Source organism: Lysobacter capsici (assembly GCF_018732085.1).
GTDB lineage: Bacteria > Pseudomonadota > Gammaproteobacteria > Xanthomonadales > Xanthomonadaceae > Lysobacter > Lysobacter capsici_A.
The window spans coordinates 6134774-6146473 of the sequence record NZ_CP076103.1; the positions used below are offsets into that span (position 1 = coordinate 6134774).

The 11700-nt window shown below is 66.7% G+C and carries 13 protein-coding genes; 4 read left to right on the forward strand and 9 right to left on the reverse strand.

All coding sequences use genetic code 11. The annotated features are described in order from the left end of the window. Positions 1-21: 21 nt before the first annotated feature. Entirely contained in the window at positions 22-414 is a 393-nt protein-coding gene (locus tag KME82_RS25630; RefSeq protein ID WP_215496551.1) for a nuclear transport factor 2 family protein, read from the reverse strand. Between the two features lie 172 nt (positions 415-586). Between KME82_RS25630 and KME82_RS25635 the strand changes: the two genes are divergently transcribed. Beyond that, positions 587-982, forward strand: a complete 396-nt coding sequence (locus KME82_RS25635) for a bleomycin resistance family protein (protein ID WP_215496552.1) — start codon at positions 587-589, stop codon at positions 980-982. 30 nt (positions 983-1012) lie between these two features. Here KME82_RS25635 and KME82_RS25640 read toward each other — a convergent pair whose 3' ends face one another. After that, positions 1013-1504: a MarR family winged helix-turn-helix transcriptional regulator gene (locus KME82_RS25640; protein ID WP_215496553.1), complete on the reverse strand. Its 492-nt coding sequence runs from the start codon at positions 1502-1504 to the stop codon at positions 1013-1015. Between KME82_RS25640 and KME82_RS25645 the strand changes: the two genes are divergently transcribed. Further along, the gene (locus KME82_RS25645) at positions 1491-2939 is read left to right on the forward strand and encodes an alpha/beta hydrolase family protein (RefSeq protein ID WP_252255545.1); all 1449 of its coding nucleotides are present in this window, start codon (positions 1491-1493) and stop codon (positions 2937-2939) included. The genes KME82_RS25640 and KME82_RS25645 overlap by 14 nt on opposite strands. Here the strand turns inward: KME82_RS25645 and KME82_RS25650 are convergent. The 7 genes from KME82_RS25650 to KME82_RS25680 form a co-directional block, all read right to left on the reverse strand. Beyond that, complete coding sequence (locus KME82_RS25650; protein ID WP_215496554.1) at positions 2914-4344, reverse strand: serine hydrolase domain-containing protein; 1431 nt, start codon at positions 4342-4344, stop codon at positions 2914-2916. The genes KME82_RS25645 and KME82_RS25650 overlap by 26 nt on opposite strands. 1153 nt (positions 4345-5497) lie before the next feature. Further along, positions 5498-6418, reverse strand: coding sequence for a DUF6929 family protein (locus tag KME82_RS25655; protein ID WP_215496555.1), 921 nt, complete (start codon positions 6416-6418; stop codon positions 5498-5500). 25 nt (positions 6419-6443) lie between these two features. Continuing rightward, complete coding sequence (locus tag KME82_RS25660; protein ID WP_215499215.1) at positions 6444-6884, reverse strand: nuclear transport factor 2 family protein; 441 nt, start codon at positions 6882-6884, stop codon at positions 6444-6446. A gap of 262 nt (positions 6885-7146) precedes the next feature. Beyond that, positions 7147-7683, reverse strand: a complete 537-nt coding sequence (locus KME82_RS25665; protein WP_215499216.1) for a DUF411 domain-containing protein — start codon at positions 7681-7683, stop codon at positions 7147-7149. A gap of 60 nt (positions 7684-7743) precedes the next feature. Continuing rightward, positions 7744-8607, reverse strand: coding sequence for a c-type cytochrome (locus KME82_RS25670; protein ID WP_215496556.1), 864 nt, complete (start codon positions 8605-8607; stop codon positions 7744-7746). 280 nt (positions 8608-8887) lie between these two features. Continuing rightward, entirely contained in the window at positions 8888-9319 is a 432-nt protein-coding gene (locus KME82_RS25675) for a CopL family metal-binding regulatory protein (protein ID WP_215496557.1), read from the reverse strand. Between the two features lie 109 nt (positions 9320-9428). After that, positions 9429-10247: an energy transducer TonB gene (locus tag KME82_RS25680; RefSeq protein ID WP_215496558.1), complete on the reverse strand. Its 819-nt coding sequence runs from the start codon at positions 10245-10247 to the stop codon at positions 9429-9431. A gap of 11 nt (positions 10248-10258) precedes the next feature. On the opposite strand from KME82_RS25680, the gene KME82_RS25685 reads away from it, so the two are divergent. Then, positions 10259-10543 (forward strand): hypothetical protein, encoded by a 285-nt coding sequence (locus tag KME82_RS25685; RefSeq protein WP_215496559.1) that lies wholly within the window; start codon positions 10259-10261, stop codon positions 10541-10543. Between the two features lie 29 nt (positions 10544-10572). After that, positions 10573-11700, forward strand: coding sequence for a hypothetical protein (locus KME82_RS25690; RefSeq protein ID WP_215496560.1), 1128 nt, complete (start codon positions 10573-10575; stop codon positions 11698-11700).

The following is an 11700-nucleotide window of genomic DNA, read 5'->3' on the forward strand; positions in this document are numbered from 1 at the left end:
ACGCCACAACACATCGGCACATCAATTCCGCGGCGCCGCCACGCTCTCGGTATGCATCACGCAGCGCCACCGATCGTCGAGCTTGACCCAGGTCGAGGTGTCGTACACCTCCATCTCGACGGGCTCGCCGTTGTGCTCGAATTTCTGATTGACGTGGTAGCTGGCGACCGCCACGTCGTCGCGCGGAAACACCACGTCCATCGCGGATATCTCGTAGGCGGTGAGCTTGTACCTGCCGTCCTTCGCCATCTTGGTGTAGGCCGCATGGTCGAACTTGTTGGCGCCGTGTCCGCTCACCATGACGGCCGGTTCGGTCAGCATCGCGGTGGCGACCTCGGGGGCGCCGTCCATCATCGATTTCCAGAATTCGTTCTCGAGCCGTTCGATCTCGCCTTGCTGCTTGCTCAGGTTCATGACGGTGATCCTCTCCGCGATGCGCACGCTCATGGATAAGCGCGGCGGCGTTATCATCCGGTGAGCGAAGTTTCAGCAGCGCCTAACAATCCGTCCATGCGGTCAGCGGCGCGGCGCGCATGGATCGCGCCACCCGCGATCGAACGAGAGGCCGGCGATGTACGCCAAAGCGATGACTCCCATCCTGAACGTTTCCGACCTGCAGCGCAGTTTCGCGTGGTTCGAAAAACTCGGCTGGACGAAATGCTGGGACTGGGGCACGCCGCCGACCTTCGGCAGTGTCGGCTCGGGCGAATGCGAAATCTTCCTGTGCCTGAACGGGCAAGGCGGCCGCGGCGGCAACGAAGACAGGCCGACCTTCGGCCCGGGCGCCGATGAGGCCGCGGAAACCGGCGTGTGGATCTCGGTGTGGGTCGACGATGTCGATGCCGTCCATCGGCGCTGCCTCGAACAGGGCATCGACATCACCTGGGCGCCGACCGACATGCCCTGGGGCGTGCGCGAGATGCATGTGCGCCATCCCGACGGGCACGTGCTGCGGATCGGCCGCGGTATCGAACAGGCCTGACGCTTGGCTTGAACGCCGCGGCGGCCGCGATCAGCCGCCGCGTTTCGCCTCGTGCTGTCGCAGACGCTCGATGAAGGGCGTCTCGCGCAGGCTGCGCTCGATCACCCACAGCACCGACAACGCGGCCTCGCTGTCGGGCCCGAGCAATTCGGCCGAGGCGCTCGCCATCACCGTCAGCGCTTCGCGGACGTTCAGCAGTTGCTTGCGTCCCTTGGGCGTCAGCACGATCACCGTGCGGCGTCCGTCGGCCGGATCGGATTTCGAGCGCACCAGCGACAGGCGGGTGAGCTCGCGTATCCACACGATCACCAGCGAATGCGACTGCCGCAACACGGCGGCCAGCTCGGTCACGCCGAGCGGGCCGTGATCGTCCAACGCCAGCAGGGTCGAGATCGTCCGCGGCGGCGCGTCGACGCCGACACTGGGATACCAGTCCTTCGCGCCCTGCACCAGTTCGTCGGCCAAGCGCCGCAGCAGATGAGCCAGGAAGGCGGGGCCTTGCTGATGGATGAAGTCGTTCACGCGGCCGGCCCTTGTACGAAGATCGTCGATCCTGCGACGAAACCATATTGCCGCCGCCACCGATATATGTCAACGTTTACGTAAATCGGAACGTATCCGACCGGAGAGCGTTGCCATGATCCATCTGCGACATGCCCAAATCGCCTTGCTGCTGACCTGGCTGGGCGCCACCTTGCCGATCATCAGCGCCGCGCAGGCCGCGGCGGCGGACTCGGCGACGGCGCCGCGCTGCGAGATCGGCAGCTATCGCATGGCCGACGGCAGCGCGCTCGATATCGGTCCGGGCGAACCCGGCCAGCTGCGCTGGCGGCATACCGACGGACGCACCGGCGCGCTCACCGGCGCAGGCGCGGGCCGCTGGACCAGCCATTACGGTTGGACCGATCGCCCCGACGGACACGTCGTCGCGATCGCCGACTGCGGCAAGGGCGGCATCCGTTTCGACAAGCTCGCCGGCCGACGCGAAGCACTGATCGAATTGAACACCCGCTTCCGCAGCAACGGCGTCGATCTCGCCGGACGCCTGACCCTGCCGCCGGGCGACGCGCGCGTGCCGATCGTGGTGTTGATCCACGGCGCCGAGCACAGCTCGGCGCTGGAGGATTATTCGTTGCAGCGCCAGTTCGCCAGCGCCGGCATCGGCGTGTTCGCTTACGACAAACGCGGCACCGGCGTGTCGTCGGGTCGCTACACTCAGGACTATCTGCTGCTCGCGGTCGACGCCGTGCAGGCCGCGCGCGAGGCCCGTCGCCTCGCCGCGGGCCGTGCGGGCCGCATCGGCTACCAGGGCGGCAGCCAGGGCGGCTGGGTGGCGCCCTTGGCCGCGCGCATCGAGCCGGTGGATTTCGTCATCGTCAGCTTCGGCCTTGCGGTGTCGCCGTTCGAGGAAGATCGCGAGGCGATCGAATTCGACTTGAAGCGCGCCGGTTTCGGCGCCGACGCAGTCGCGCAGGCGATGGAGGTCGCGGACGCCACCGCGATGGTGGTCGAAAGCGATTTTCGTGAAGGCTTCGAACGGCTCGACGAAGTGAAGCGCAAGTACGCCAAGCAGCCGTGGTTCTCGGCTATCCGCGGCAACTACAGCGGCTTCGTGCTGGGCGCGTCGGAACAGGTATTGCGCAAGGACGCACCGGGCATGGTCGAAGGCATTCCGGTGCGCTACGACCCCATGCCGGTGCTGGCCAACCTGGAGGTGCCGCAGCTGTGGCTGCTGGGCGGCCAGGACCGCGACGCGCCGCCGGCGGAAACGCTGCGCCGCCTGGCGGCGTTGAAACAGGCCGGCCGTCCGATCCGCTCGGTCGTGTTCGCCGATGCCGATCACGGCATGTACGAATTCGAGACGCGGGCGGACGGCGAGCGCATTTCCACCCGCCAGCCGGAAAACTATTTCTCGCTGATGCGCGATTTCATCATCGCCGGACCCGCCGCCCGGTAGCGCGACCGGCGGGCAGGTCCGCGACCGGCACGCGCACGAAGGTATCGTCGTTCCAGCGCAAGGAATTCGCGGCCTCGTCGTAGCGAAACGGCTCCGGCGCGTCCAGCACGGATTTGCTGGCGCCGAACAAACCCGGGCTGGCCGGCATCAAGCGCAACTGCATCGCGCCCAGCCGCGCCTGCAGTCCATCGCGGCCTTGCACGACTTCGAGCCGGCCCAGCCGATCGCTTTCGAAGCGGCCCAGGTACCGCTGCGTCTGCGCCTGCGATGGCGACCAGTTCCAACCGCCCCAGGCAGTGTCGTCGCGGATTTTCTGCACCGCGTCGCCACGCTTCGCCACGGTGCGGGCCAGCCGCGCGGGATACCCGTCGACGAGCGCGCGCAGGCGCTCGCGCTCGTCGGCCTGCCCGGTCGCCAGGCCGATGAACGCCTTCATCAGTTCCAGCTGCACGCCTTCCATCGCGCTGTCGCTGTTGACCACCAGCGACAAGCCGGTGTCCATCGCCGGCAACAGCAGCGTCACCGACACCACGCCGACATAGCCGCCCGGATGCATCAGCACTTGCTGATTCTTGTACGCACACGAATACCAGCCGAGGCTGTAGCCGTCGCAGACGAACTCCCCGTCCGACAGTTCGGCTTTCGCCCGCGCGCGCTGCGCGCGCGCGAAACTTCCGGCCGACGGCGTGCCGGTCGGCGAACGCCGGCGCAGGTTGGCCCGCATCCACGCGGCCATGTCGTCGGAAGAAGCCAGCAGGCCGCCGGCGGCGTGCATGAGTCCGTCGGGTTTAAGCGGGTAGGCGATCCAGGCCCGACCGTCCCAACGATGGTTCCATGTCAGCCGCCGCTCGGGCGCTCGCGAGCTGCGACTGTAGACACGGTCGAGCCGCAACGGCCGCAGCACTTCGTGTTGCAGCCACGCCTGCCAGGGCCGGCCGGTGCGTGTTTCCAGCGCGGCGCCGTAGATCAGGTCGCCGAGGTTGGCGTAACGAAAACCTTCGCTGCGCGCCTGCGTGTAACGCGCGAGCATCGCCGGGTAATCGGCGGCGGGTACGTCGCGAACGTAGGCGGTGAGGAAGTTCAAGGTGTCGGTCCTGAGGTTTTCCTGATGCGACAGCAGGTCGGCCATTGTGATCTTGGCCGGGTCCGCGGGCGCCGGCAGCTTGAGCTGCGGCCAGATCTGCGCGAGCGTGGTGTCGAGCGGCAATACCCGGGTCTCGTCGAGATGCGCCGCCAGCAGCGCCATGAAGGATTTGGTCTGCGAGGCGATGTAGAACAGCGACCTGTGGTCGACCTGGCCCGGGTGGCCTGCGCGCGCGGTGCCCTGCACGAACCGCAGCGGCGTGGCGTCGCCATGCACGACCACCGCCGACACGGCGGGAAATGCGCCAGGGATCTGTTGCATCTGAGCGAGCGCTTCGCGAATTTCGTTGCTGGCCGTTCGTACCTGTCGGGTGGCGACCACGCCAGTGTCGGCGCGGGGTTGCTGCGCGGGCGCGGTCGTAGCGATCAATGTCAGCGCGATGGCACCGAAGCAACTGTGTAGCGCCGCCAGGCCGGGGCGTCGATTCGTTCCGATAGGCATGCCGTCTCCATCATCCGCTGTTGGGCCCTCGCGTGAGGCTGGAGGGGTTCGGTGCATGGATACGGCTGGGGTCGTCGCGGTTGCGGTGCTATTGCTTTTGGGGGCTCTTGGCCACGATCTCGGGAATGCAGCTACGGCGTGGGTTTCGAAGGTGGCGTAGGGCGCGGTCGCGGCTTGCGCCGCTCCTACAGGTAGGCCATGCCGCTTTTGCTTGAGCTCGAAGCCGCGCAGTTCACCCAGCGCTGCGAAGCGCCTATCTCGCGAAAACAAAAGCACACCCGGAGGGCGGCGCACATGGATGTGCGCCGTGCGCCACCGAGACAGGATGTCTCGTGTGGCGCATGCCTGCGTCTGCTCCGCACGCGCGGGCCTTTGATTCAAAGAAAAGCGTTTTTCTTTGGTTACCTTTCTTTTGTCGCTTTAGACAAAAGAAAGTAACTCGGCCGCTTGCGGACGAAAGCCGTTGATCTTGCCTTCGGCTTCATAAGCTCTAGAGCTTTCAAATCTGAAGCTAGATCAAAAGCTTCCGCCACTAAAGCGGCGGGTCACTTTCTTTTGTCTAAAGCGACAAAAGTCCGTCTGGATTCCCTTCGGTCAAAAGGTAACCAAAGAAAAACGCTTTGTTGTGGATCAAAGGCCCGCAAGTGCGATGCATACGCGGGCACGCGCCACACGGGACATCCATGTCCCGGTGGCGCGCGACGCGCATCCATGCGCGTCGCCCTCCGGGTGTGCAGTTGCTAACGCGAGTTACAAGCCTCGCAGCGCTGGGTGCGATGACTGAAATGAGGCGAAAGCCGTAAGGTCTACCTGTAGGAGCGGCGCAAGCCGCGACCACGAAAACGCAACTACGGCGCAGGCTTCGACACTGCCCCGCTGGGCACAAAAGACGCCCATGCGCATCGCCCTTCGCGTGTGTTTTTGCTAACCCAAGCAGCGGCCCATCAGCGCGTCAGTGACATCCGATTCGATGCTAAAACACAAGCGACGCACCGAACAATGCGCCCGCCGCGCCGCGATCGTCCCCATCCGTCACCAGCAGAAATCGAATCGCGGTTGCATCCACGCGCGCATCGATTCCTTCGATCTTCTGCACCGGCTCAACGAGCTCCAGCCGCTGCACTCGTCCTTCCATGTCTACGATCCCTACCGCCGCGCCGACGCAAGGCCCATCGTGATACGTATCGTCGACATGCTCGGCGACCGCGCTGAAGACGATCCGACCATCGGCCAACGCCGACCCGTCGGTGAAACCCAGTGGAACGCCATCGACCTGGCCCAGGTCGACCGTAATGAAACGTGCCGGCAACTCAGGCAGCCGCAGTTCGTCGACGGCGCCCAAGGCATCCAATACCTGCGCAAGCGCGAAGCCGATCAGTGCGTTTTCCGGATGGCCGCCGCTGGCGCGTTGCAACAGCACCAGCTCCTGGCCGCGCACCACCGCGCCTTCGATGTTCAACGCGGGAAAGCGCGTTTGCAACGCCGCGTAAGGCACCGACAGATCGACCGGCCGCGGCGCGCCGCTCAACGCACCCGATGCGTCCAGACCGAGCAGTACACCGGTCCGCCGGTTCGGCTTGGAGCCCGAGGCCAAGGCCAGCAGCGCGCCGTCCGGATGACCGGCGAACGGCGGCAAGCGGACCAGCGCTTCCAGATCGGGCTTGAGCGCCTTGCGCGCGGCCGCCTCGTCGGGCAGGTCGCCCGGGAAGATCCGCACCCAGCCGCCATCGTGTCGTCCGGCGAGATCGAACACACCCAGATGCAGTTCGTCGTCGGCGACCACGTACCCGACCTCGCCGACGACCACGATGCCGCTGGCCGCACTCAGGCGATCGGGCATGGCGGCCTGCGACGTGGATAACGTCAGCGAACGCAGCGGTTGCAGCTCGATCATGGCGCGCCGGTCACGTGTGCATGCCTCACTTGCGCTTGGGCTTGCTGTGCCAAAGCGCGTTGACGATGATCCACTTGCCGTCGAATCGGCCCATATGGAAATAGTCGACGAACCACGGCGTTTCCAGACGGACCGATGCGACCTCGTCGGTCACGTCGAGCACCCGGCAGCTTCGGCTCCACTGGTCTTTCGGCGTCTTCAGCGCGCCTTGTTTTGTCAGTGCAACCAGTTCTTCCTTCGACATGCGGCGCAGGCCCAGCCGCTCGTACGGCGTGTCGCCGATCACCGCGCGCTTAGCCAGGTCCGGATGCAGTGCGCGCGCGACCCGCTCCGGATTCGCTTCGAGCTGGCCGTCGACGTAGTCGAAACAGGTCGCTTCGATCGCGGCGATCGTGGCCGGATCGGCGATCGGTGCGGCGGGCGCCGCCGCGGATGCGGTCGCGAGAATCAGCGAAAACGCCAACATCATGGCCTCCATGGGTCGAGCCGGGGGTTGCGGACGATCGCCGTGAACTGGCCGCAATTCGTAACTGCCATGCGGATCACGCACATGCACGGACCAAAGCGGGCGTCCGCCGGCGATCATCCTTGCTGCAAACCTCGCCGCACAAGTGCCGCAATCCCTGCGCCGCGCGCGAATGCCTGCGTGCTCAAACGCGGCCGCCGCCGACGCGCGGGGTCGCCCGCATGCGCAGCGTCCCGGCGCGACGACGGCGACGACGAATCCATCAAGGCGACCCGGCGCTCCCATGCCGGGCGAAGGGCCGGGTGCTGCCATCGGTGGCGATGAGCTCCACCGTGTACGGCTCCACGCGTCCGTCCGGCATTTCCATGCCCGGCGATCCGGCCGGCATGCCGGGCAGCACCAGGCCGCGCGCCTGCGGGCGCTCGGCGAGCAGGCGCTTGATGTCCTGCACCGGCACATGGCCTTCAATCACATAACCGTCGACCTGGGCGGTGTGGCACGAGCCCTTGCCGAACGGAATGCCGAGCCGTTCCTTGATCGGGTGGATGTTTTCCTGGTCGCGAACCTCGACCGGAAACCCCGCCTGGCGCAGATGCTCGACCCACAGGCCGCAGCAGCCGCAGGTCGGACTCTTGTGGACCAGCACGCGCGGCAAGGTATCGGCGACGGCGGCCGTTGCCTGAGTCGATGGCGTAAGCGGAACCGGCGTCGCCGCCAGCGAGGTCTCGGGCGGTCGCGCGCAGGCGCTCAGCGCCAGGCCGGTTCCCAACAGCAGCGACAGTCTTGCCAGAGGATTCATGCGCATGTCGGTTCTCCTTGACGCCGGTTGGCGGTGACGGGTGAATGAGTGAGTGAAGGATCAATGTCGGTGTTCATGACTGTCTTGCGATGTCGAGGGGGATTGGGGTTCTGTCGTGGGCGTGGCCAGGTCGCCTGAGGATCGCGGGGGCCTCTGCGCGGGCGCCGAGGAGCGAGGCTTGTCCGCCGCTGCGTGGACGTGTTGCCTGCCGTCGGCGTGGGTGTGGGACGTTGCGCCGTTCGACGCAGGCGGATCGGGCGCTTCGCTCATCGCGTCGTGGCCGGCGTGGCCTTGCCGCGCGAGGCCGTCGTCGCGATGCGCGGCGTCCTGGGGACCGGCTTCATCGTGTTCCTCCGGTTCCGCGGCCCCATGCGCATGCCCGCCGGTCTCGCCGCCGCCGTGCGAGTGGCCGCCGCTGGCGGCGACCAGGGCGTCGTACTGCGGCCGATCGAGCTTGGGCAAGCGTTGAACGAAGGCGGTCAGGTTCCAGATGTAGTCGTCGCCCATGCTCTTGCCCCAGGCCGGCATGCCGCTGGCCTTGATGCCGTGCTTGATCACCCAGAACGCCTCGCCGGCGGATACGAGGTTGCGCGTGAGGTCCGGCGGCGCCGGATACAGGCCCTTGCTCAGTTCGGTCGACTCTTCGCCAGGGGCGAGGTGGCAACCGGCGCACATCGCGGCGTAGTTGCCGGCGCCTTGGCGAATGCGCGCCTGATCGTCGAGATCGGCCGGCACCTGCAGCGCGTCGGCGCGCACGGCGATGGAACGCACGCGCGCGGTTTCCAGCAACGCGTACATGCCGCGCGTATGCGGTTCGTCGGCGGCGACGTTGTAGACGCCGCTGTATACGGCGATCGCGCCGAGCAGGCTTATGAAGCCGGCGGCAACGGCGACGCCGAGAATGGATCGCGTGGCGACAGTCATGGCGCCTCCTTGCGAACCCGCGCGAAGCCAAGACCGCACGCACCGTCGGACGGGCCGGGACTTGCTGAAATACGGCAAAACATCGAGCGACGGTTTTGCACGAAGCGTCGCTGCATCGGCAGACGCGGCCCACGCGCGCGGCCGCGAAAAGAATCGAATGACATGGGAACTCCACATGCGTCGGAGGATGTCCGTTGAACACGGACATGAGCGCCGAGGCGGCCGCGCGCGATGGCGCGCCGGGCACGGCGACACAGGCGCGCAAGGCGCCGGCGGACGCTCAGGCGATGGGAGGTCGGATCAGATGCGGCAAGGCCGGCGCGGGGTAGGCCCGCGCCAACGCGCCGGCCGCGCGATCATGTGCGGCCAGCCGCGGCGCCTGGGGCAGGATCGGAACCAGCGACGCGCACACCTGCGGGCAGGCGCATCGGCATGCCGAGGATTCGCAGCAATCCGGCGCGCTCGGGTCGCAGGGTTTCGACGGCGCGGCGGGCGCATCGGCATGGCCCGCATCGCGCGGACTCGCCGCCATCGCCGGCGCATGTCCGGCGCAGTGCGAGCCGGCGGCGTTGCCTCTCGCCTCGCTCGCGTGTTCGCTCGACGGCATCGCCGTGGGCATGGACATCTGCACCGACGCCTTCGCCGACCAGACCCCGTTCAAAACCAGGATCAGGCTCAGCAACACGCGCAGCAGGACGGTCGATGCGGACATCGCCGCACGATAGCGCATCTCGATCGGTGCGCGGCATGCTTACTGGCGTGGGAAGGTTGCCGCGCGCGGTCGCGCGATGTCACCGGTCCGGCCGCGCATTCGCGTTGCGTCAACGATAGGCCGGCGGCGTCTTTTGTCCGTAATACACCGGCCAGTGGAGCACCGACGCGACCGGCTTGCCGTCGAGCACGGCCGGCCGATAGAACCACTGCAGCGCCGCGAGCATGGCCGCCTCGTCGATGTCCTGACGGCCGCTGGACACGCCGACCTTCAGGTTTTTCCGGCCGCCGTCGCGGTCGACCTGGATCAGCAGCACGACGTTGCCGCGAAGCTTTTCGTGCTTGACCGCGGCGGGCCACTTCGGCGGATTCGCCTTCATCGATGCGCTATCGGGCCGGGCCTGGACATCGACCTCGACCGACACCCAGCAGCGGTCATGCACCGGAAAGTCCACGGGCACGCGGATCTTTCCCGGCACGGGCTGGCCGCCTTCGACCGCGGGGAAGTACGTCCAATGCTTCGCCGCCTCCAGCGCCGCCTCGTCGAAATAGGCCTGGCCGCCGGATCGTTCGACCGTCGCCTTGCTGAACTCGCCGTTTTTGTCGATCTGCACCACCACGATCACGGTGCCGTCGACGCAGGCCTCGATCGCCTGCGTCGGGTACTTCGCCGGGTTGAGCCTGCGCGATGAAGGATCGATGCCGGCGCTGATATCCGAGGGCTGCTCGGCGGCGACGGACGCGGCGGCGACCAGGGCGACTGCGCCGAACAGGAGCGCGCCCGCTATTTGTTTCATGAGAATCCCTTCTTCGGTCCGTGGCCCATCTCGGCCCTCGGTGGTGGTTGTGTGGGCGAGGACCGGCACCCGGCGTAACCACCGGTCCGGCCTGCCTGCGGTCTTGGAGCCGGTCCCGGCCTCGGCGGCCAACCATGACTGCCATGAAACTGAAATACAACCGGCGTCCAATGTCTGTCATTCCGCACTCGTTTGTATTCGGTTCCATGCCGAAAGCCGCCAACCGCACCGTGGTCACCACCTTCCGCACCCAGCCGGGCGTCCGCGAGGCGCTGGAGGTCGCGGCGGGCATGGAGAACCGCAGCATGTCGAACCTGATGGAGCGGCTGGCGATCGAACACTGCCGCAGCAAGGGCATTCCGATCGCCGGACTGGAAGCCGACAACGACACGCGCGGCCATCGCGACCTATCCGGTCCATCGGGCTGATCCGCAATCGACACACAGGGGACGTGCTGATGAAGAAATTCCTGGGACCCGGCCTGGCCCTGCTGCTTCTGCTGGGCGTGGCCGCCGGGGTCGTGTTTTCGGCGAAGGACAAGCGCGCCGGCGACCAGGCCGCGCAGCAGGCCGCCGCGAACGACGCCGCGGCCGCGCGCCAGATCACCGTGCGGGTGCTGACCGGCTCGGAGAAGCTGGACTTCCTGCGCGACCCCGAACTGACCCGCATCCTCGCCGGCGAAGGCATGACGCTGGACGTGCAGAAGGCCGGTTCGCGCGAGATCGCGACTCGCCCCGACCTCAAGCAATTCGACGTCGCCTACCCGGCCGGCGCCGCCGCGGCCAAGAAGATCGCCGCGGTCACCGGCTCGCGCCGCGTGTTCAACAGCTTCTACACGCCGATGGCGGTGGCCAGCTGGAAGCAGTTGCTGCCGACGCTCGAAGGCAACGGCATCGTCCACCAGCAAGGCGGCACCTACTTCATCGTCGACATGCGCAAGCTGGTCGAGCTGATGGAAAAAGGCGCGCGCTGGAAGGAACTGCAGCCCAATCCGAACTACGCGGTCAGCAAGTCGGTGCTGATCACCAGCACCGACGTGCGCACCAGCAACTCGGCGGCGATGTACCTCGCGCTGGCGAGCTATCTGGCCAACGGCGACAACGTGGTCGACACCGAGACCGTCGCCGACGGCGTCGCCGATCGCCTGGTCCATCTGTTCGCCAAGCAGGGCTATCAGGAAGCCAGTTCGTCGGGTCCGTTCGAGGACTACGTGACCATGAAGCTCGGCAAGAGCCCGCTGGTGATGATCTACGAGCAGCAGTTCCTCGAATACGCCTTCAAGCATCCCGCCGTGGACCCGAACATGGTCCTGCTGTATCCGCAGCCGACCATCCTGACCAAGCACACCATCGTCGCGATCAGCGACAAGGGCGCGCGCTTTGCCGAGGTGTTCGAGCGCGATCCGCGCATCCAGGCGATCGCCCACCGCTACGGCCTGCGCGGCACCGACAACGCCGCGCTGTTCGCCCAGGCCAAGGCGCGCAAGCTCGAGGTGCCGCAGACCCTGGTCGACGTGGTCGATCCGCCGACCTACGACCTGCTCGAACGCATGATCTCCCGCATCGAATCCACTCTCGGACACTGA